Below are 22,405 nucleotides of genomic sequence, written 5' to 3'. Positions count from 1 at the left end.
AGGAAAATAGTATGACCAATAAACGCAATCAATATACCTGAGAGCTCAAAAGGCTTTAGACCATCAATCGCCAAGACAGATGTTGTCTGATTATTATCGTCAGGTTATGTGACTAAAATCTTCCAAATTTAATTATACAGATTTGACGGCATGGGTCATCAGGCCACTCGTACTTTAGCTTAGGAACTGGTTGATATGCTCACCAATTTCATCAGGCTTCTCATCAATCAACCAATGAGCAACATCTTTAATCCAGACAAGCTCTGCGTTTGGAATCGCTTCTGCTAGCTTTGGTGCATATTCCGGTTTTTGGAAAGGATCTTTATCACCCCACATGATGAATGTCTGATGCGGAAGGTTACTAAGTTCGTCGGTAATAGCCTGAGTATATTCCTTATTCAACCGTCTGAGATTGCGAAAGAAGGCATGCTTGCCATCTTCAGTTGACCAAGGTTCAAGATACATTTCAATAAGCTCATCGGTCATGACGCTCTTATCATATACACCTTTTGGCAGAAAGCCCCGCATCATGCTCAAGAAGTCCTCTAAACTCATCTCCGACTCAGCACCAGGTTCCTGTAGCGGCTCAAAATCTGGGATAGGCCACGAATCGAAGCATATGCTATCTATCAAAACAAGCTTTCGAACTTTCTCTGGATAATTGACAGCTATCAACTGAGCAACACCTCCACCAATATCATGTCCAACAATATCTGCTTGCCGCGCACCTAGGACATCCATGAGTTTTACAATCATGTTGCTTTGCGCATTAATGGACACATCTGCGCTTTTCGGTTTTGCAGATTTCCCATAATTGAGAAGGTCGGGAGCGATGACCCGATGTGTTTTTGCAAGTTGTGGAATAATATTTCGCCACATGAGGCTATTTGTTGGAATCCCGTGCAGCAGGATTATTGGACTACCTGAACCCTGTTCCAAAAATGCAATCTTATGCCCGTCAATGTAGGTATGGTTTTCTGTTATTTGAGTGCTCATAGCATTCTCCTAAAAATGAATATCAATGATCGTGAAATCGTTCTACGGAAAGGGGAGACAGTTTTTGTCAGCTAAGACAAGCCAACAACCGACCCCAACGTTATAATAGTAATGTGAAGGAATTCTTCAGGAAGTATATGGTCTCAGCGATTAACGGCAACATGGCTATCAAAAGCATCACAAACTGTGTACGGGCTTTTATTTATAAAAATCTTGGTCTCATCACACTGTTCATTCTTCGCGCTTAGTCAAAATCTTAATGAAACGGCTTTATTGAAATAACGCGACTGTGCCGAAGACTGTCGTACTGAAGTTAGATAAACCAACCTGATGAAAGTGATTTAATCATACATCAATAACAAAGGTATTATGGTCGCAGCCGTTATAGGTTTGTACCTCAACCGTTGGTAGTTTGTTGAAAGGTGTGAGAGATTTATAGTGTTAAGGCCTAGCTTAGATTTAAAAAATGACCTTCAGTCCTAGCAACGGTAATAGATATCGAAATTAAAAACCTTGATATTGAGAAGAAAAAATTAGCAGATACCATCAAATCTGAGCAAACTGCTAAGCCGATTATTTCAGGAACGACTCAAAAAATATTTTATATCTTAAAACTACAGATTAAATCGAGGAGTTATGCTGTGTTTTTCGGAGATACAGCGGCATACGTGAGACCTTCATACTCCGTTGAGACACGAGTACCGCCACCTCCTTCAAGTGTCTGACCAATATTGGTCAGTGAGCCGATAATAGCGGTGTTTCCAGTCGCACGCGCAAACTCGCAAGCCGCTGCAACTTTTGGTCCCATAGAGCCCGCAGGAAGATCAAGCTCACTTAATGCATCTGGATGCGCCTGCAAGATACCTCGTTGTTTGTCAGTCCCAAAGTCTGTATAAACATACGCCACATCCGTGGCAATCACCAATAACTCACATTCAAGGCTACGGGCAAGTAACGATGCGCACAAATCTTTATCGATTACTGCCTCGACCCCTTGCAAACAGCCATCTTCATCAAATGCCGTTGGGATACCACCACCACCTGCACAGATCACGATCGCGCCTTTTTCAAGGAGCCACTGTATGGGTTTTAGCTCAAATATTTTTTTAGGCTTAGGGCTTGCAACCACTCGCCTAAAGTATTTCCCATCGGCTTTAACAACCCAGCCTTTTTGCTGGCTTAGCTTTTCCGCTTCCTCTTTTGAGTATACAGGGCCAATAGGCTTGGTTGGGTTGTTAAAAGCAGGGTCTTTACGGTCGACTTCTACTTGAGTGAGTAGGGTGGCAATGGATGAGTCTCTCGGCAGGACATTCCCAAGCTCTTGCTCGATGATGTAGCCAATCATACCTTCCGTTTCTGCGCCCAAAACGTCTAATGGATAAGTATCGACTTCAGTGTAAGCCGCGCCTTGCAACGCAAGCAAACCAACTTGAGGGCCATTACCGTGAGCAATGACTAATTCGTTACCCTCCGTGACCTTACTGATTTGTTCAACGGCCGTCTTGATATTTTGGCGTTGGTTGTGAGCAGACAGCGGCTCTCCACGTTTTAATAAAGCATTACCACCTAAGGCAATTAGTAACCTCATGATATTTCCCTACGCATTATCTTCAGTTAACGTCATATCAGGGTGTGTCTTCATTTCAAAAATAGTGATAAAAATGAGATAAATGGCAGTCAAACAAGAAAAATAGCGCAGATAATATCGAGATATTAGTCAGCTATTTGACGCCGTTTGGCAAGATTTAGCCACTTTTAACCTATTTAGATGACTATCGATTGAATTGAGGGCACGCCCCAGTAGCACGCGTTGCTAATGTTATAAATTAGATATTACCAAGCGCCGAGACCAGAACGGCTTTAATCGTATGCATACGGTTTTCGGCTTGCTCAAATGCGATGTTGTAAGGTGATTCAAATACCTCTTCGGTCACTTCGATACCGTCGGCGAGCTGTGGGTATTCTTCAGTTATTTTTTTACCAACCTCGGTATCTGAGTTATGAAAAGCGGGCAAACAATGCATAAACTTCACTCTTGGATTGCCAGTGGCTTTTATCAGATCCATATTGACTTGATAAGCCATTAGCCCATCGATTCGCTCCGCCCAGCTCTCAATAGGCTCACCCATCGATACCCATACGTCGGTATGAACGAAATCAACGTCTTTTGCCGCCGTTTTTACATCTTCGGTGATGGTAAGACGCGCACCTGATTCTTTGGCAAAGTCTGCACAAGTGGCTAGAAAGTCTGCTTCAGGCCACAAATCTTTAGGGGCACAAAGGCGTACGTCCATACCCATCTTAGCGCCCATTAAATATAATGAGCGGCCCATGTTATTACGTGCGTCACCAAAATAAGCATATTTAATCTGATGGATTGATTTGTCAGTATGCTCACGCATGGTCATTACATCTGCTAGCATTTGTGTGGGATGAAACTCATTCGTTAGGCCATTAAAGACAGGAATATCCGCATATTCTGCTAACTCATTGACAATCTCTTGACCGAACCCGCGATACTCGATGGCATCATACATACGGCTCAACACACGAGCGGTGTCTTTCATGCTCTCTTTGTAGCCGATCTGTGATGAGTTTGGGCCAATAAACGTCACATTGGCACCTTGGTCATATGCCGCTACTTCAAAAGCACAACGAGTGCGGGTTGAGGTTTTCTCAAAGATCAGAGCAATGTTTTTGCCCAAAAGGTGTTTTTGTTCTGTACCTGAGTATTTTGCTCTTTTTAAGTCACGAGCCATATCCAAAAGATACGTAAGCTCGCGTTCACTATGATGCATAAGACTCAGTAGATCACGGTTGTGAAGATTGAAACTCATGATGGTTCCTTAATTTTTAGTATGTGTTTATTTTGGATGGACTATCACTGTATTTGGCACCGCTATGAGCAGGTAGGATTCAACATGCTCTAATCCGTTGGATCGCGAATGATAGGGCAAGTCATGCAGTGACCACCACCACGTCCACGGCCCAGCTCGGAGCTTGGAATCGTAATCACTTCAATGCCTTGTTTGCGCAGTAACGTGTTGGTATAAGTGTTGCGGTCATAAGAGATAACAACCCCTGGCTCAAGGGCAAGAACATTGTTACCATCATCCCATTGCTCACGCTCAACTTCGTAGCTATTGCCGCCTGTTTCGACCACTCTTAATTTATCGACCCTTGCGGCTTCTTCTACCACTTTCAAAAAGTGTCTGTCATCTTCGCGCACATCTATACCGTGTGGCTTGCTTTCGTCAGGACGAATATGAAAGGTCGTAATATGATCTGTCACTGCTGGAAACACGTTGACCAAATCAATGTCGCAAAACGTAAATACGGTGTCCAAATGCATTGCAGAACGTTGATTAGGTAAGGCTGCTACGATGACATGGTCAACCGAACCATCGATGAACAAAGTTTTGGCCAGTCTGGTAATCGCTTGTTGTGACGTTCGCTCACCCATACCAATCAGCACGGTTTTGTTGCCGATAGGCATGACATCACCACCTTCTAAACTACAGCCACTGAGATCTTCTTCAGTATCATCCATCCAAATTTTGAAATCAGCGCCTTTAAAGTCTGGGTGAAATTTATAAATAGCAGAAATAAGAAGCGTTTCTTGCTGGCGAGCGGGCCAGTACATCGGGTTAAGCGTCACACCGCCATATATCCAATTTGAAGAGTCGCGAGGAAACTGAGTATTGGGCAGTGGTGGCAATATAAACTCAGTCGTACCTGACAGTGCGGATAATTTTTTGAGTGACGCCCCAATATCATTCGGTAACTCTTCAGTGGTGACGCCCCCAATTAAAAATGAGGACAGTTTCTTGTGCTCAAGTTTGGTCAACCAATCTCTCACTTCGCCAGCCAATAAAGTACCGACATGGTTATCAGTGATTTTATGATCCATAATCCACTGCATGGCATCGTTATTATCAAGGGTTTGTGCGAGCAGTTGATGCATCTCAACCACTTCAATATCGCGATCTCGCATCTTTGTGACCATATCATAATGATCGCTTTTGGCTTTGCTCACCCACATGACATCATCAAACAATAAATCATCACAGTTTTGCGGTGTCAGTCTTTGATGGGCAAGACCTGGAGAGCACACCATAACTTTGTGTAATTTACCGACTTCTGAATGAACACCTAAAGATTTGTCAGACATTTTTATATCCTTATGCGGTTTGGGTGCAAGTATCTCACCACTGTTTAGAGGACGAACAATCTAAAAAAGCAACTGATGTGACGATTACGACGAACGGATTTTTCTGGTGATTACAACGATAAGGCATTTTATTTAAATAGGGTTACTACAAGCTTAACGTACCGCTGTACAGGCCATAGGCTGCATAGATGGCACTGACAGTAATGACTGCAAGCACCACTTTTTCGGCTGTATTGAACAGCTGATGCTTGTGCTCTCTGCGTGCTTTTATATAGAGAACCACACCAGGAAGATACAACAAAGCGGATAGTAAAAAGTACTGAATACCAGCGGCATACAACAGCCAAATACTATAAAACAGCGCGGTTACCCCAATAATAATATCTTTTGTGGCGCTTTCGGATGGTTTGTAGCCCTCTTTGCGATAGGCCACCAAAAATCCATAGGCAGCAGAAAAGAAATAGGGAATCAAAATCATGGAAGTGGACAGATAAAAAATATTGTTATAGGTGCTTTTACTAAAGTAGGTGATGACTAAGAATAACTGTGTCGCTGCAGAAGACACCAATAGTGCATTTACCGGTACATCAACGGCATTTGTCTTATAAAAGAACCTCGGCATGGTTTCGTCTTTGGCGGCAACGAATAAAACTTCGGCACAAAATAGCGTCCAAGCTAATAAACCACCGAGTAGCGAGACGACCAAACCTACTGAGATAAAGGTCGCGCCCCACGGGCCAACGGCATACTCCAGCAAATAAGCCATCGACGGGTTTTTCATCGCTGCCAGCTCAGGGAGGGATCTAACACCTATCGCTAAAAAGTTAACCAGCATTAATAGCACTAACGTAAAAATGAACCCCAATACGGTGGCTTTACCAATATCGGAGCGTTTTTTGGCGCGTGCAGAATAGACACTGGCCCCTTCAATACCAATAAATACCCATACCGTCACCATCATCATGTTTTTAACTTGATCAGGGACTGACCCTAGATCTGTCTCTCTGCCCCAAAAGTCGCTATTAAACAGATCCATATTAAAGACCGTAAAAATAATGACAATAAAGGTGAACAGCGGTATCACTTTGGCGATCGTAATCAACGTATTGACTGAGGTAGCCGTCTGGATACCTTTGGTAATCATGAAGTTGTATGCCCACAATAATACAGAGGCACCCACCAATGCAGTTAGGGTATTACCATCTCCAAACACATTAAAAAAATAACCCAGCGTACTAAATATCAGCACATAGTAACTGACGTTGCCCAACCAAGCAGAGAGCCAGTAGCCCCATGCAGAGTTGAAGCCCATATAATTACCAAAGCCTGCCTGCGCGTAGGCATAAACCCCACTGTCAAGTTCAGGCTTGCGATGTGCTAAATTTTGGAACACGAAGGCAAGCATCAGCATACCGATGCCAGTGATGATCCAACCAATCAAGGACGCACCAGGGCTTGCGGTTTCAGCGATGTTTTGTGGTAATGAGAATATACCGCCGCCTATCATAGAGCCTACGACAAGGGCAATGAGTGCAGTAAAGTTTAGATTTTTCTCGGATGGATTATGCGTTGTTTCAGACATGGTGACGACCTTTTACTCTCTGATTGAGAAATATATGAAAGCAACAAAATAGATATGGCCTTGAAGAATACTTAAAAACATTGTTTAATATATGAAAACCCCATAATATTAGCATGGATTATTATATATTTGCTAGATGAATGATTTTTGCTTGTAATTTCTATGTGTCTATATCAACCAAACAGCCGTGATATTTGACGGCAAAGGTATTTTTCACGGCAGTATTTTTTGTAAAAGCTATAACTCAGATAGGCTAAAGCTCATAAGGTTAGATTTTGTGGAACGTATGATGATTGAGAATAGATTCAGTTTCTGATGGTTTATTGAGGTGGTATCGAGTACCATAACCACAATAAAATTATGGATTTATTGGTATTTCTGACTAGGTCGTGTCCTAATCGGCCCAATATCCGATGAATCAACTGTATTGCCGAACACCTTATATACATCACTCAGCATCCTGCATTAGCGTAAAAAGTGTCTTGTGCTCACAAAGCGCTAATATTGCCCGTCATGGTGATTGACACGAGGTGTGCTTGAGCTGATTTCCTACATTCAATACGCCCTATACTAAAAAATCATTAAAATTTTTAAATTGAGGATATGCCCGAATACGGTTAAAAAACGTATGGGTTGGTTATTTTCTGTTTTATTTCCGCATATAAATAATATATAGGAACCGTTATGAAAAAAGCATGGGTTTTGATTCTATTGCTTGTCGTGGCCGCCGCTGCTGGTTGGTATTACTGGCAACAGCAGCAGCTTGCACAAGCCCTGCCGCTAGGAATAGTCAGCTCAAACGGTAGATTGGAGCTTGAGCGGTTTGATATTGCTAGCCTTTATCCAGGCAGAGTCGAGCAAATGCTGGTGGCGGAAGGAGAGGATGTCGAAGTCGACCAGCTGCTTGTGAAGCTGTCTTCCTCACAAAGCGAAAGTCAGTTAGTGGCGGCACAGGCAACCGAGCAGCGTGCACATGAAATGGTGTCGCAGGCACGGGCGGGTCGTAAGCAAGGAAAGCAGGCAATGGCGCGTGCTAACGCCCAAATCGATGCGCAGATTGAACAGCAAAAAATAGCCAAAATGGAGTTGGATAATGCTCGCAAGATGCGCCGCGAAGATTTGGTGTCAGATTCAGAAGTGACCAAACGCCAAGCGGCTTACAATGGCGCGGTTGCGGTTGTGCAGGCGGCGAGAGCAGCGTACGCAGAAGCGCAGGCAGCTGTTCAACAAATCGATGCTCAAGTAGCGGAAGCAAATGCTGGCGTCAATCAGGCCAAAGCTCAAGAAAAATCTGCCGCTTCGATGAATGACGATATGTTGATACGCAGTCCTAAAGCTGGCCGTGTGGAATACCGAATTGCCGAGGTTGGCAGTGTGATTGCAGCAGGCAGCAAAATGGTCAGCCTGCTAGATACAGAGGATGTGTCTATGACTCTTTTTTTACCTAATGGGCAGATGAGTGGCTTACAAGTCGGTAATGACGCGAGAGTCGTGCTGGATGGTCTGGATAGTGTGTGGCCAGCAAAAGTATCATTTATTGCGTCACAAGCACAGTTTACGCCCAAGTCAGTGGAAACACAGAACGAGCGCGAAAAGCTCATGTTTAAAGTGCGTATCAAGTTACCTGTGGCAATAGCCAAAGAATACAAAGGCCTACTTAAAGGCGGCATGACAGGTAATGGTTATGTACGTAGTAATACCGACGTAGTATGGCCGAGTAATCTTGCTATAAACCTTCCCAAAAAAGGCCAATCCTAGTTTCTCACGTTCGAGTATGACAGCGGAAAATGAGGTCATAAATTATTCAGATGGTTTTACAACCGAAGAGTGATCTTTATGAATAAATTAACGATACAAACTGTGAGATAACGTATGGATAGCCAACATGCCGCCGTTGAAATTAACACTGTTTCGCATACATATGGCAAGACGGTTGCTCTTGATAATATTTCCCTAAATATTTTACAAGGAAGCACTGTTGGGCTAATTGGTCCTGATGGTGTTGGAAAATCAACGTTGTTGTCTCTTATTGCAGGGGTCAAGGTTATTCAAAATGGCTCTGTGCAAGTATTCGGTAAGGATATGGCAGAAAAATCTGCACGTGAGGCGTTGTCAAAACATATCGCCTTTATGCCACAAGGCTTAGGACATAATCTTTATCCAACCTTGTCGGTATATGAGAACGTGGAATTTCATGCGCGACTGTTTGGATTGAATGCGCATGAGCGCCATGTACGAATAGCCCGTTTACTTGAGGCAACTGGGCTAGCACCGTTTCCTGATCGTGCGGCTGGCAAGCTTTCGGGCGGAATGAAGCAAAAACTGAGCTTATGCTGTGCATTGGTGCACAATCCTGACTTACTGATTCTGGATGAGCCAACCACAGGGGTAGACCCCTTATCACGCCGTCAATTCTGGTCATTAGTGGCCTCGCTACAAGCTGAACGTCAAGAGATGACGGTCATCGTGTCGACAGCCTATATTGATGAAGCCAAAAATTTTGAATACCTGCTAGCGATGGATGATGGCAAGCTCTTAGCCAATCAGCGGACGCAAACCGTTATGACAGAGCTGAATGTCACGTCACTTGAAGAAGCCTACATTAAGCTATTGCCACCAGAGAAGCAAACGAATGCAGGCGCGTTGATTATCACGCCATTTGTCCCTGATCCTGATGCACCGCCCGCTATTGAGGCAAAAAACCTAACCAAGCGTTTTGGAGACTTTACAGCAGTTGATAATGTCAGCTTTCGTATTGAGAAAGGTGAAATTTTTGGTTTTTTGGGGTCTAACGGTTGTGGTAAATCGACCACGATGAAAATGCTGACTGGATTGATTGATAAAACAGAGGGCTCAGCCAAACTGCTGGGTCAGTCTATCGATGCAAATGACATAGCGACAAAAATGCGTGTCGGCTATATGTCGCAGTCTTTCTCGCTTTATGAAGAATTGAGCGTACGTCAAAACTTAGAGCTGCATGCAACCCTTTATCAAATAGAAGGAGAGCGTGGACAGCAGGCTGTAAAGGATGCGTTAGATAAATTTGACCTCAGTACCGTGGCGGATACAGCGCCAGCCTCGTTGTCACTGGGTATCCGCCAACGATTACAGCTGGCAGCGGCTTGTCTGCATCATCCCGAAGTATTGATTTTGGATGAGCCAACCTCAGGTGTCGATCCTGGTGCTCGTGATATGTTTTGGCGACAGCTATTGACGCTTTCACGAGAAGATAAAATCACGATATTTATTTCTACTCATTTTATGAATGAGGCCAGTCGATGCGATCGCATCTCTTTTATGCACCGTGGTCGCGTGCTGGTCGTTGGTACACCGACAGAGCTGACACATAATAAACAAGCAGAGGACCTCGAAGAAGCCTTTGTAGAGTATCTGCTCGAAGATGAAAAAAATGACACTGAACCCACCAGCCAAAACGACACGACTGAAAATACACCAGCAGAATCAGCGATCATAGCGTCTGAACCTGATAGTCAAACCGACAAAACCGACACGCTTAAGTATTGGTTTACCACTGTGTGGACATTTGCCACGCGCGAATTTAAAGAGCTATTACGCGATAAAATCAGGCTGTTCTTTGCTATCGTTGGCCCCATTATTTTGATGGTCATGACCGGTTGGAGTATCTCTTTTGATGTGCACGATTTACCGTATACGATACTCGATCAAGATCACTCTGCACAAAGTCGACAGTTGACGGAGTACTTTTCGGGCTCAGAATATTTTACATCTACGTCACCCGTAGACTCTATAAAGGCCGCTGAATACGCGCTTAGAAGCTCTGAGACGAAATTGGTTATTGATATTCCAGTGGATTATGGACGTGATTTATTGGCCAATAGACAACCAGAAGCGAGCTTTTATATTGATGGGACAGTGCCATTCAATGCGGCCAATATTGAGGGCTATGTAGGAAGGATTATGAGGATATATATCAAAGACCTTCTTCAAGATACTGGCTTGCCTATCGACTTAGACCCTGCTGCTGAAGTGGTTCCACGCTTTATGTATAACCAAGACTTCAAAAGTGTGAACGCGGTCATTCCCAGTGTGCTAATGATGATACTCATGTTGATTCCAGCAATGATGACCACGCTGGGAGTGGTGCGTGAGCGCGAAGTTGGCTCGATATCAAATCTCTACACATCACCAGCCAGTGTGCCTCAATACCTACTGGGAAAACAGCTACCTTATGTCGTTCTGGGACTGATCAATTATCTCATACTTGTACTCATGGCCATATTTTGGTTCAAAGTGCCTATAAAAGGCTCTTTTTTGGCGATGTCTTTTGGCGCATTGCTGTTGGTCTATGTGTCTACAGGACTGGGGCTGCTTGTGTCTAGTTTGGTTCGCACACAGGTTGCCGCCTTGTTTGTCACCGCCATCGTCACTCTGATACCCACCATTAACTACTCTGGGTTGTTGTATCCGCTCTCTAGTATGGACGGCATTGCTTATGCCATTGGGGTCGGGTTCCCCGCATCTTGGTATCAGCGTATCAGTATTGGCGGGTTTACTAAAGGACTGAGTTGGTCCAGTTTTTTGACGGAGTACATGGTTTTGACCGCTTTTGCCTTGGCATTTATCACATTTGCTTCTATTTTCCTGAAAAAGCAGGAGGTATAAGTGCAGACTTTTAAAAATATCTGGACGTTGACCATCAAAGAATTGCGCAGTCTGTTTGGAGACAAGATACTGTTTCTCATGATTGGCTTCGTGTTCTCTGTCACTATTTATACTGTGGCAGAAGGCATCAATACGGATGTACGCAATGCGCCTGTCGGTATTATAGATTTAGACCGTACAGCCCTGACCAGACAAATTCGAGATGCTCTACAACAACCTTACTTTCTGCCTCCTGTCGATGTGAAACGCGAAGATGTCGATGAGTTGATGGACAAGAGCAAGCTTATTTTTGTGCTGGAATTTCCCCCTGGGTTTGAACGAGATGTGCTGGCTGGACGAAAACCGCAAGTTCAGCTGTTAATTGATGCGACCACCATGACTCAAGCAGGTATTGGGCAAGCCTATATTCTCCAAATATTTAATCAGGAAGTGAGTAATTTTTTAAAACAAGCCGATCCACCGTTATTGGTCAAGCCAGTACTGAACATGATATTTAACCCAAACGGAGACAGCTACTGGTACACACCAGTTATGGAAGTCTGCAATATGATTGCGCTCTTGGCAATAGGGTTGTCCGGTGCCGCTGTTATCCGTGAACGCGAACGTGGCACCATCGAGCATCTCTTGGTGATGCCAGTCAATACAACAGAAATCGTGATTTCAAAAATACTTGCCAATAGCTTGGTGATTTTATGTGCCTCCATGTTATCGATGGTTTTTGTGGTCCAGTATCTGCTCGGCATTCCCATTAACGGGTCGCTGCTTTTATTCGGTAGTGGTGTGGTCGTGTATCTGTTCTCCATATCTTCTCTCGGCATTATGCTATCAACCATGGCGCCGAGTATGCCGCAGTTTGCCTTATTGATGTTGCCCGTCTTAGTCGTATCGTTACTCTTATCTGGCTCTATAGCGCCGCGCAGCAATATGCCCGAAGCGGCACAAATGATAAGCGAGTATTGGCCCACGACTCAGTTTGTCAGCTTTACTCAAAATGTTTTATTCCGTAATGCTGGCTTGGACATTGTTTGGCCTGAGCTATTAGTCATGACAGGTATCGGCGTCGTGTTTCTTATTTTTGCTTTAGTACGATTTAAAGCGATGCTTGAAAAGCTAGGATAATGTGCAAAACATACTGGCCCAATTTGGCTCAATAAAAGCCAGTCATACATGTAACGACATCTTAGGATAGGTCCTAGCAAACGTCCTAGGGCGTGTTTGATATTCGACCATGGCACTGAATTAAAAATAATGATAGAGAATATAAGGAGAAGAAACGCATGTTTCCATTATCCAAAATTGTGAGTTTGGGAGCATTGGTCTTGATCTTAAGCGCCTGCCAAAGCACACAGGTTGTACGCCAAAGTGACATTTCTATTCCGACAACATTTGACGAAAACAAAGCGGCGAAGGGCAGTCCAGAAATTAGCCACTGGTGGCGACAATGGCAAGATCCGCTATTAAGTCGCCTGATAGAGCAAGGCTTACAAGACAGCCCCGATATCCGCATCGCTGAAAGTCGTTTTGCAGAAGCAGTGGCAATCAGTCGTCTTGCCACTGCTGATCTTGGGCCACAAGCTGGCGTCAATGCTTCAGCGGGCATTATAAATGGTTCGGCTCATCTGTCTGCAAATGACAACCTCAGTCATCTTTTGGGCGCTAGTACAGCGCTGCTGGAGACTCACCAAGATATAGACAGCAGTCATGCTAATGCGGGATTCTCTGCTGCGTGGGAGCCTGATATATTTGGCAGAAAACAAAGTGATGCTGATGCCGCCCGTTATGCGGCGTTGGGTGTACAAGAAAAAGTATATGGCGCGCAAATGCTACTGGCAGATCAAATTGCTGATCACTATTTTCAGGCCCGTGCCGCTCAGCAGCGTGAAGTCATTACTGCCCGCAATGTAGAGATATTGACGCGCTTTGAGCGATATATAAAAGGGCGTTTTCAAGCGGGTCAAGTCACCATGTATGAAGTTAATAATGTCCAAAGTAAACTCAATGCCATGCGTGCGAAGAAAAGCACAATCAATGCAGAGTATGCAATGCACGTACGTAGCATAGCCGTACTTATCGGGCAAGTACCGCAAGGTTTTGAGCTGCCTTCTACGACTGTAGATATTCTCAATCATCAACCGAGTGCGCCCAGTGGCCAAACGCCCCAAGGGTTGCTAGAACGTCGTCCAGATCTGCGTGCCTATGGCGCACAAGTCAATGCCTATTCTGCCAAACTGGCAAGTGCCAAAGCTGATCTGCTGCCACGTTTTTCCATTCGTTTTTTAGGTCAAGGCGGGCGTATTGACGTTGACAGTGATGTGCCAGATTTGAAAGGTTGGGGCAGTATATTGAGTGTGGGTATACAGGTTCCCATTTTTACAAACGGTCGGATTAAGGCCAATATTGACAGCGCAGACGCTCGATTGCAAACGGCGCTGCTACAGTATGATCGAAGGCTACTGCTCGCGCTTGGTGAGGTAGATAATACTTATCAAGCACATCAGGCGCTCGCGCAGCAACAAAAATTGCTAGATACGGCCTATCAGCAGTCTGCCAAGCGTGCCAGCGATGCCGAAAAACTGTTTCGTTATGGTTATCAAACGTTAGATGAAGCTCTGACAGCGCAGCTCGACTCGGAACAAATACAAGAAAACTTGATTTACTCGCAGCTTGCTCGAGCACAAATGCTACTGAACCTTTATAAATCACTAGGAGGAGGATGGGGAGAGGATGTCACTGTGGAGGCATCGTAAATTCAGATAGCTTATGAGTGATCTATGTTGAAAAAACTGTAGAACTATCACCAAGACTACCAAACAAGATTCGAAGCCATCAGCGATATCACTAAAAATGCAGTTTAGTTATTATCGTCTGGTTGCGTAACTATGATTTTCCAAGTTAATGCCTACAAATATAGCCCATAATTTAGTTAGTTAATTTAAATATTTATTTAAGATAAATATTACTTTGTTTAACAATAACATAACTTTCATATAAATTTAACTTAACAATAAGGCAACATATTCTAAACTTGCAAAGGTATCTAATATTTATAGGTCGACACACACAATGATTTTTCAATCATATAAAGGAACGTTAGATTATGCCTTTACACAACCGAAATCAGATAGATCCTATTAGCGAAGACGTTTATGAAGACCCAATGAGTAATACGCTACTCAATAAATTTCAATTGCCTCAAAACAGTACCCAGCCAGAAGTTGTTGCTCAGTTTATAAAAGACGAGCTACTTCTCGATGGCAATGCCAAGCAGAATCTGGCTACATTTTGTACGACATGGATGGAAGATGAGGTTCATGACATCATGGACTTATGTGTCGATAAAAATATGATTGATAAGGATGAATATCCACAGACTGCTGAAATGGAAGCGCGTTGTGTTCATATCTTAGCGGATCTATGGAATAGCCCACAAGCTCATACGACTCTTGGTTGCTCAACTACTGGCTCATCAGAGGCTTGCATGCTTGGCGGATTAGCCATGAAGTGGCGTTGGCGTCAAAAACGCGAAGCAGCAGGATTAGATGCCTCAAAGCCCAATTTGGTCGTTGGGCCAGTACAGATTTGTTGGCATAAATTTGCGCGGTATTTTGATGTTGAGCTTCGTCAAATTCCACTTGAAGGTAATGAGGTTAGTACCAATCCCGAAAAAATAAAAGACTATGTTGATGAAAATACCATTGGTGTCATTCCTACCTTAGGGGTGACTTACACTTGTGTGTATGAAGACGTCGCTGCGATGGCAAAAGAGCTAGATGATATTCAAAGCGAAAAAGGATGGGACATACCTATTCATGTAGATGCCGCTTCGGGTGGATTTATAGCGCCCTTCATTCAACCTGAACTTGAGTGGGATTTTCGTATCGATAGAGTGAAGTCTATCAATGCGAGTGGTCATAAATACGGTCTGGCACCACTAGGTGTCGGCTGGGTAGTTTGGCGGTCAGAAGAAGACTTGCCAGAAGATTTGATATTCTATGTAGATTATCTAGGTGGAAACATGGCAACCTTTGCGCTTAACTTTTCTCGACCAGGTGGTCAAATTGTCGCGCAATACTATAATTTTTTACGATTAGGATTTGAGGGTTATAAAGGTGTTCAACAAGCTTGTGTGGATACCGCTCAATGGTTGGCAGATGAAATCTCAAAGTTAGGTCCGTTTGAGATGTTTTATGATGGACGAGGTGGTTTACCTGCTCTTAGTTATACCCTAAAAGAAGGAGACTGGGGTTTCAATCTCTATGATTTATCTGACAAAGTTCGCCAACATGGTTGGCAAATAGCCTCTTATCCACTACCAAACGATCGTCAGGACACCGTCATTCAACGTATTCTAATTCGTCATGGTATCAGTCGAGATATGGCCGCGTTGTTATTACGTGATATTAAAGCCGCTGTTGAATGCTATAAAGCGCATCCAGTTTCACATTCTAGCTCTACTCGTACCTTTCATCACACATAGAAGAGCATTATGAGTAATCCTACTGTAGTCGGTCAGATATTCGATAAGATAGAGCCTGTTACTGCTTCAGGCTTACATGGATTTTTTCAACTGCTGGATAATCAGCCCATAGTATTTATCTTGTTATCATTAGCTTTAGGTACTTATATTGGTAATCGTAGCATCAAGAATATCTCTTTAGGGTCAACAGCAGGTACTTTGCTGGTAGGGGTTGTGCTTTCGATGATTGCACAATCTGCTTATGATATTACTTATGCCATACCAGGGGTTCTTTCAACCTTTATGCTCCTTCTTTTTATGTATGCTTTAGGGCTTAAAGTTGGACCTCAGTTTTTTGCTGGATTAAAAAAAGGTGGTTTGGCATTCATTAGTATCGGCGTCATTGTCTGGTCACTAAACTGGATTATTTGCTTTTTTGGGGCAAAGTTTGCAGGCTTAGCACCTGGATACGCAACAGGACTTATCTCTGGTAGCTATACCATAACGGCCATACTAGGAGTGGGGCAAGGCGCTTTATCAAGTGGTGCCTATATACCACCGTCAGGAATAACCGCGGAAGAAATTGGTGCTAATATGGCCGCGGCCTATGCCGTTAGTTATGTCTTATCCACTGTTGGTATCATTTTACTCATTCGCTATTTACCTAAGATTTTTGGTTACAACTCTGTTGAAGAGGCTAAAGCCGCTGAAGCTGATTATAATGGCGGCGCGACAGACCCTTTACCTGGAGCACCTCAGGCGTTAACGCTGGGTTTTTCAGCGTATGATTTACGCGCCTTTTATGTGACTCACAAAAACATTCTTGGCAAAAGTATCTCAGCGTTAGTCAAAGAATATCCGCAAGCGCCTATCTTACGTTTGGTTAGAAATGGCGCGATTGTAGAGTTGTCAGATGATCCTATCGTTCAACTGAACGATATCGTTACGGTTAGAGCCAATATTCACGATTTGATTTTTGTAGACAATGAGCTCATCGGACCTGAAGCGGATGATCAATTGGCCCGCAATGTTCCTATAGAAGTTGCAGATATTCACATTGGCTCTCATGATATTTCAGGTCAAAATATTGATGACCTCAGCGAGTCTGGAATAGGAGGCGTCACGGCTCAAGCTTTATTTAGAGCAGGTAATGAAATCCCTTTAGGTCCTAAAACACAGATTTCTTTCGGCGATGTGATTAGATTGGCAGGTCCGGATGTGGCCTTAAAAATGGCAGGGAAACGCTTGGGAGGACGAGTAATATTACCAACCATGAAGTCTGAAATAATTTATCTCGCCGTTGCGATGGTTATCGGATATTTAGTCGGTATTATAACGGTGAAAATTTCAGGTATCCCATTTGCCTTAGGAACTTCAGCAGGTTGTATTCTTGCTGGGATTGCCGTTAGTTATTTTCGCAGTCGTAACCCTGAGTTTGGTGGTCCGATACATGAAGGCGCAAGAAGTTTCTTGCAAGATTTTGGTTTAAACGTTTTTGTGGCAGTTTTAGCTGCTAATGTTGGCCCTAAAGTCATTACAGCCTTACATGGTGACACTCTATTATGGTTAGCAGTAATTGGAATAGCAGGTGCGTTAATACCACCGCTCGTTGCCTTTTGGATAGGGGTGAAATTCTTTAAACTTAACTCAATTATTGCTGATGGTGCCGCAACTGGAGCTAGAAATAGTACACCTGGACTAAACGCCATTATGGAAGAGTCAAAAAGTTCAGTTGCTGCTATACCTTACCCTGTCAGTTATGCGCTTACGACCGTTTTAGCCTTGATTGGTGGTTATATTTCGATGATTTTATCTTGAGTTTTTAGGACTGAAGTTAGTAGACAATGATTATTTCAAAACCCCGATATTGATAAGCTTACCTAAGAATAATAAGGGCCTGAGAAAGCTATAACTCTTATACTGAACCGTTCCGGCATTGTCGGAGCATCAATACCCTAAAGAATGAGCGTTGAAATTAACGGTTCAGTATCCTGTTTAAAAGTATGTTCAGATACCTGCTAGAATACCTTTGAAATGCTTTTATGCAAAGGTATCGTAAGTTATAATTTTGACATATTAAGTAATAAAAAAACCCCACAGCGTATAGGCTATGAGGTTTTTTTATTACTTCTGATAATATTTATTGGTGCGCCCACCAAGAGTAGGCTATAAGTCTAAGAGTCTTTAATACCAACCTATACAGCAATTTTATAATTAATTTTAACAACATATTTAACAACAATTCTATGTCGTTAGAATAGCGGCTCTACTATAAAAATAAGCAAATATTGCTTACAAGAAATATTGTTTGTACCTATATATTTTTAATATTGACGTATATATTGAGCACGAGAAGTAGAGCAGCTTTTATAATGTTAGAACTATTAGTAAAGCAGAAGCTATTAATAATTGACTTGAATGCTTACAATGTCAGAGTATTTATCAGGCCGAAAGTCGGCACTGAGAACAGTAACGTATACAGTCTTTAGTTGAGAGGTTCCATCGCCAGTACCTATTACGCCATTCCCGACGTTATTCGAGGTGGCAGTATTTCCCCATATAACTTCATTAATTGAACGCAATTGATAAGGTATTTTATCAGTATTGTTGCCAGTACCACTCATCATACCAGCACCATTGACATTATTGTTGGATGGCATCAAGCCAATACTATAGGGTGCACCATTGGTGCAGGTCACGCCAATCGCGCTAGAATTATCGCCCATGATATTGTTTCTATTTGCAGAATGAGAACCTAAATTGATATCAGCAGTAGAGGTAACTAAACAGCTTGAAATTACGGTTGCTTGAACGGTAAATGGGAACATCTCTACTCCTGAGTTACCCGTTGAGCAATCAAGGTCAGATGAGGTGTCGTTAGCCCTAAACGTTAATGCGGTATGACTGCCATTGAAATCGTTGGTGTAAGTTCCGGATGTTGCGAGGGCATTGTTATAGTTTGAGAGCAAAGAGACGTTAATAGCTACGCTGCCTGAGATAAATGAGTTTTCGGCAATAGCAAGTGAGCCTGAGTTGAATTCAGAACCACTAGAATTTCGGGTACCCCAATCAATATTTCCTGGTAATGTCATGGTAAAAGCCAAGTTTGAATCGACAGACCCATTCTTCATGTAACGCGGAGGGTAAGTGCTGTTATTATTGCCACCGTCTACTGCAAGGCAAACCGATACATATCCTGCGGAGCCGCTATTGGTGCATCTATAGTTTAATGTAGCACTAATTCTTGCATCATCGGCGTTGGCGGGGGTGATAGAATCGCTAATGTTCACTTTACCGGTACTTCCCACTGCTGTATTCATACCTGCTTCACACGTAACATTGGGTACAGCATAAGCATTCCCTGATGGTAACCACCATGCACCTACTATCAAAAATATACTATATTTCCATCTTAAAAACTTCATTATTCTTTTACCTTTTGACAGATGAGAGGACCGATGAGTGGAATATCATCGCCCTGTTTATGATAATCAAAGCTGACCGTACAACTATCACTAGAGGGCATGATTACTTTTAGTACATTGTGCTCATCTAAGGTATCCAAATAGACTTCGCCATCAAATCCAATAACTGCTGAAGATGCATCTTTGTTCGTAAGTAACCGTACTTGACTGCCAAGCGGTAATGGCTGGTTAACGTTGTCGGTAAGGAGGACAGAGGCAGAGCGCACAGGTGTGATGCCAAATCTTACTAATACTCCAGCACGGTCAGTCGGCGTTGCTTCAATATCCACTTTGTCAATGTGCAGGTCAGCGGGCAAGTCCATAGGGTTAATAGCAATTTTATTGTCTTGATAAGCGTTCAATGGTGTTACCAATAATAGCCCCTGCTTATTCGTTGTACCTATGGGACTGTTTTGCAGCAGCACTGGTACATCGGCGATACCATCAGTGGAGACCACGGCAAAACCATTATTGATTTGGCGGGCAGCAAATAAGCCTCCACCCATCATGACCAGCGCGCCTGTACCGCTAGCATAAGTAGAATAATTATCGTTGTTGCTACTGATACCAGCTTGTAATCGACCGTATGGACCAAGATAATTCAATTCGGCTAAGCCATCGGTGCTGCTGTTGTTACTCGTACTGTGCCTTGCTTGCGCACGCCAGCCTATGCCGCCCGCATTTGGTGTTGATTGCGACACATCTGTTACCAAGGAATGACGCTCGTTAGTGCTCTGCACACTACTATTCAGCGAGATATTATGGTCTAAGGATAGCGAGGCCCCAAAAGAGACGCTGTTATTGGCAGAATTATGGATATCATGATTGTAATTGGCGTTCAGACTCAGTCGTCGCCCAAAAGACTTTCGCCAAGAGGCGCTGGCAAATTGTGAGGTCTCTTGCTGCGTAAAAGCGACCTGATTATAACTAAGACCAAAACTGCCTAGAGATTGGGTGCTATAACCTGTTGAGAGTTGTTCACTTCGGCTGTTGGGAGCATTTCCGTAACGTGTGGCGACGTCACGGTAGTCACCATGAGTACCAGTGGCATTGAGACCGATATGGAAGCGACTATTATTCCAAGAGTAGTCTGCACTGTATTGCAATCCACCTTCACCTTGGCTGTCGCTACCCGCTAGTGAGGCAAATAAGACACCGCCTTTGCTACCTAATAACCAAGTGCCACCGACACCAGCATTACTAAGCCCCTCAGTCACTTCAGCATGGGTCTCTGCGGTAAAGCGATCACTGACTCCATAACGCCAAGTGCCAAAGCCGGCGATATCATTACCATAATCAAAAGATTTGAGGCCATAATTTTGGCGTACGGTACCGAGCTCTACTGACCAATCGGACAGCCCTGGCTGTAGTAAACGATGGGCATCATAAAGTGAGAAATTAAGCGTGGTGTTTTGTCCTAACGCATCAGTCAAGACGAGCTGGGCATTGCCCGCGCCGCTAAAACTGGGAGCTGTATTAAGCTCAAATGGACCAGCAGGTATGTCGCCGCTGTATTGCTTGAGACCATTAACATAGAGCTCTACCGCTGAGGGTAGCGTGGCCGAGCCAAAAAATGACGGCAGAGGCGTGGTGGCAATATAGGGCTGCAGGTCAAAGTTACTGCCAAATTGCAGTCCGCCTAAGCGTGTGGACCTTGTCCAGGATAGTGTACCTGTGAGTATGTCGCCAGCGCTGACGGTGAGCAGCTTATCAGGGAAAGACTTGCTCCAACTGCTATCCAAACGCACCGTACGGCTGTCCCAATCATTACTATTAGTATTGCTACCAGCAAAGCGATTGCCAGTTGTCAAGGCAGTAGAGCTTAATACACCGAGGTCATTAAACGCACGCAGTTCTGTATAAGCACTTAGGCTGGTCGCGTTGTCCTCTGTTTGCGTGCCATAGAGGTTGTAATTTAACAGAAAACCAGGCGAGGCGGTCGGTTGTGGGCGTTTACTATTACGGGTATTAACGACGGTCGTAGCAAGGTTGAGCATGTTTAGCGGTGCAATGAGATTGACCGTTTGCTGGCGTGCATCATAATCAATCTTGATGTCAGATAAGGTGTTTAGCGGTATTGGTTCGAGGGTGTCAGGCGGTACTATAAAGCCAAGTTGCTGCAATACGTTTTTACTTGCCCATAATTGATCATTATAATATTCGAAGGACGCTAAACCCTTGTCTGCGCCGTTAAGCTTAACCTCTAAATAGAGATCAAGCTTGTCTGGATGGTCGTTTTCGTCACGATTGTTACGGTTTAAATCAAGCTGTGCGAGACTGTCGTTGGTAAGCTCTGTAGAGGTAGCAGTGATATCGTTTGGTTCGATGGCATGACTGATAGGTATCATTAAAGTTTGCAATAAGGCTATTTTAGCGATCGGAGTTGTCCAGCGTAACGTCTTGTATCGTCTCAGTTCCATTGATCATTGCCTTGAATTTTCCACCTGTCGTTAGTGCCGAGGGCGGTGTTTTCAGTGTCCAGTACATGGTAGCGCCTGGTAAAACATAACCCAGCAAACCTTTATGGACATCAATGCTAGTACCAGCAGCATCTACAAAGCTTAGGCTTGCCAGTTGGGCATGACCATTGCCGCTATTGTGGACACGTAACTTTACCTGCTTGCCATCTGGTTGCACATACGTGCTCCATTGCAGCTTCGGGCTGGTTTTTATAACACCAACGGGCTGTACAAATACGGGTAGGGAATAGCTCAACGCAAACTGCAAGCCACTCTTTTGGTCAGGGGATTTAATCGGCAACTCATTAACCAAAACTCTATAGCTGTCTTCTACAGCGCCACTGCCTTGCGGCGGTGCTGTGGCACGTATAATTCGAATTAATTGCTTTTCGCTTGGGTCAAGCTTAATCATTGGCGGACTGGCCAATAATCCTCGTGATAGTGTGAGCTGATCGCCTGTTTCATCCTGCGACCAGTGGTACACACGCACTTGCGCATGCACCACATTGTCACCGGTATTACTTAGGGTCAGACCACTGGCGTTTTCTCTAGCTTGTAAGCTTAAGGAGATGGGAGAGACTTGAAGCCCACTCGCCATCACCCAATTGCTACACAGCAGCAAGCTTGAGATCA

General features: G+C 43.8%; 14 protein-coding genes. 6 read left to right on the top strand and 8 right to left on the bottom strand.

What is annotated here, in order from left to right; all coding sequences use genetic code 11:
- Positions 1-174: 174 nt before the first annotated feature.
- The 5 genes from AAEY75_RS00775 to arcD form a co-directional block, all read right to left on the bottom strand.
- Positions 175-996, bottom strand: coding sequence for an alpha/beta fold hydrolase (locus AAEY75_RS00775; RefSeq protein ID WP_194196456.1), 822 nt, complete (start codon positions 994-996; stop codon positions 175-177).
- Between the two features lie 634 nt (positions 997-1,630).
- Positions 1,631-2,584, bottom strand: a complete 954-nt coding sequence (arcC, locus tag AAEY75_RS00770; RefSeq protein ID WP_352257775.1) for a carbamate kinase — start codon at positions 2,582-2,584, stop codon at positions 1,631-1,633.
- A 238-nt stretch (positions 2,585-2,822) separates the two neighbouring features.
- Positions 2,823-3,833, bottom strand: coding sequence for an ornithine carbamoyltransferase (locus AAEY75_RS00765; RefSeq protein WP_352257773.1), 1,011 nt, complete (start codon positions 3,831-3,833; stop codon positions 2,823-2,825).
- Positions 3,834-3,922: 89 nt separating this feature from the next.
- Positions 3,923-5,167 (bottom strand): arginine deiminase, encoded by a 1,245-nt coding sequence (arcA, locus tag AAEY75_RS00760; protein WP_352257771.1) that lies wholly within the window; start codon positions 5,165-5,167, stop codon positions 3,923-3,925.
- Between the two features lie 145 nt (positions 5,168-5,312).
- Positions 5,313-6,749, bottom strand: a complete 1,437-nt coding sequence (gene arcD / locus AAEY75_RS00755) for an arginine-ornithine antiporter (RefSeq protein WP_352257769.1) — start codon at positions 6,747-6,749, stop codon at positions 5,313-5,315.
- Positions 6,750-7,433: 684 nt separating this feature from the next.
- Between arcD and AAEY75_RS00750 the strand changes: the two genes are divergently transcribed.
- The 6 genes from AAEY75_RS00750 to AAEY75_RS00725 all read left to right on the top strand — a co-directional run bounded on the left by AAEY75_RS00750 (position 7,434) and on the right by AAEY75_RS00725 (position 17,667).
- Positions 7,434-8,507 (top strand): HlyD family secretion protein, encoded by a 1,074-nt coding sequence (locus tag AAEY75_RS00750; protein WP_352257767.1) that lies wholly within the window; start codon positions 7,434-7,436, stop codon positions 8,505-8,507.
- A gap of 114 nt (positions 8,508-8,621) precedes the next feature.
- Positions 8,622-11,393: a ribosome-associated ATPase/putative transporter RbbA gene (gene rbbA, locus AAEY75_RS00745; RefSeq protein ID WP_352257765.1), complete on the top strand. Its 2,772-nt coding sequence runs from the start codon at positions 8,622-8,624 to the stop codon at positions 11,391-11,393.
- On the top strand, positions 11,394-12,512 hold the full coding sequence (locus AAEY75_RS00740; RefSeq protein WP_290161490.1) for an ABC transporter permease: 1,119 nt from the start codon (positions 11,394-11,396) through the stop codon (positions 12,510-12,512).
- A 158-nt stretch (positions 12,513-12,670) separates the two neighbouring features.
- Positions 12,671-14,140 (top strand): efflux transporter outer membrane subunit, encoded by a 1,470-nt coding sequence (locus AAEY75_RS00735; protein ID WP_352257762.1) that lies wholly within the window; start codon positions 12,671-12,673, stop codon positions 14,138-14,140.
- A 350-nt stretch (positions 14,141-14,490) separates the two neighbouring features.
- Entirely contained in the window at positions 14,491-15,870 is a 1,380-nt protein-coding gene (gene gad / locus AAEY75_RS00730) for a glutamate decarboxylase (protein ID WP_197217143.1), read from the top strand.
- A 9-nt stretch (positions 15,871-15,879) separates the two neighbouring features.
- On the top strand, positions 15,880-17,667 hold the full coding sequence (locus AAEY75_RS00725; protein WP_352257760.1) for an aspartate:alanine exchanger family transporter: 1,788 nt from the start codon (positions 15,880-15,882) through the stop codon (positions 17,665-17,667).
- A 584-nt stretch (positions 17,668-18,251) separates the two neighbouring features.
- Here the strand turns inward: AAEY75_RS00725 and AAEY75_RS00720 are convergent.
- The 3 genes from AAEY75_RS00720 to AAEY75_RS00710 are packed head-to-tail and all read right to left on the bottom strand — an operon-like array spanning position 18,252 to position 22,370.
- Positions 18,252-19,274 carry a Csu type fimbrial protein gene (locus AAEY75_RS00720; RefSeq protein WP_352257758.1) on the bottom strand — a complete coding sequence of 341 codons (1,023 nt, stop codon included), beginning with the start codon at positions 19,272-19,274 and terminating at the stop codon, positions 18,252-18,254.
- On the bottom strand, positions 19,274-21,733 hold the full coding sequence (locus tag AAEY75_RS00715) for a fimbria/pilus outer membrane usher protein (protein ID WP_352257756.1): 2,460 nt from the start codon (positions 21,731-21,733) through the stop codon (positions 19,274-19,276). Before AAEY75_RS00715 ends, AAEY75_RS00720 begins: the two co-directional genes overlap by 1 nt.
- Positions 21,684-22,370, bottom strand: a complete 687-nt coding sequence (locus AAEY75_RS00710) for a fimbrial biogenesis chaperone (RefSeq protein WP_352257754.1) — start codon at positions 22,368-22,370, stop codon at positions 21,684-21,686. Before AAEY75_RS00710 ends, AAEY75_RS00715 begins: the two co-directional genes overlap by 50 nt.
- Between the last annotated feature and the right edge of the window lie 35 nt (positions 22,371-22,405).

It is taken from the genome of Psychrobacter sp. TB55-MNA-CIBAN-0194, from assembly GCF_040309505.1.
In the GTDB taxonomy this organism is placed as follows: domain Bacteria; phylum Pseudomonadota; class Gammaproteobacteria; order Pseudomonadales; family Moraxellaceae; genus Psychrobacter; species Psychrobacter fozii.
This window is presented reverse-complemented; position numbering and strand designations above follow the sequence as displayed.

Bases quoted from the DNA above. Each gene is read 5' to 3' on its own strand.
- AAEY75_RS00775 (WP_194196456.1), bottom strand. From the start codon at position 996: ATGAGCACTCAAATAACAGAAAACCATACCTACATTGACGGGCATAAG.
- arcC (WP_352257775.1), bottom strand. From the start codon at position 2,584: ATGAGGTTACTAATTGCCTTAGGTGGTAATGCTTTATTAAAACGTGGA.
- AAEY75_RS00765 (WP_352257773.1), bottom strand. From the start codon at position 3,833: ATGAGTTTCAATCTTCACAACCGTGATCTACTGAGTCTTATGCATCAT.
- arcA (WP_352257771.1), bottom strand. From the start codon at position 5,167: ATGTCTGACAAATCTTTAGGTGTTCATTCAGAAGTCGGTAAATTACAC.
- arcD (WP_352257769.1), bottom strand. From the start codon at position 6,749: ATGTCTGAAACAACGCATAATCCATCCGAGAAAAATCTAAACTTTACT.
- AAEY75_RS00750 (WP_352257767.1), top strand. From the start codon at position 7,434: ATGAAAAAAGCATGGGTTTTGATTCTATTGCTTGTCGTGGCCGCCGCT.
- rbbA (WP_352257765.1), top strand. From the start codon at position 8,622: ATGGATAGCCAACATGCCGCCGTTGAAATTAACACTGTTTCGCATACA.
- AAEY75_RS00735 (WP_352257762.1), top strand. From the start codon at position 12,671: ATGTTTCCATTATCCAAAATTGTGAGTTTGGGAGCATTGGTCTTGATC.
- gad (WP_197217143.1), top strand. From the start codon at position 14,491: ATGCCTTTACACAACCGAAATCAGATAGATCCTATTAGCGAAGACGTT.
- AAEY75_RS00725 (WP_352257760.1), top strand. From the start codon at position 15,880: ATGAGTAATCCTACTGTAGTCGGTCAGATATTCGATAAGATAGAGCCT.
- AAEY75_RS00720 (WP_352257758.1), bottom strand. From the start codon at position 19,274: ATGAAGTTTTTAAGATGGAAATATAGTATATTTTTGATAGTAGGTGCA.
- AAEY75_RS00715 (WP_352257756.1), bottom strand. From the start codon at position 21,733: ATGGAACTGAGACGATACAAGACGTTACGCTGGACAACTCCGATCGCT.
- AAEY75_RS00710 (WP_352257754.1), bottom strand. From the start codon at position 22,370: ATGGCGAGTGGGCTTCAAGTCTCTCCCATCTCCTTAAGCTTACAAGCT.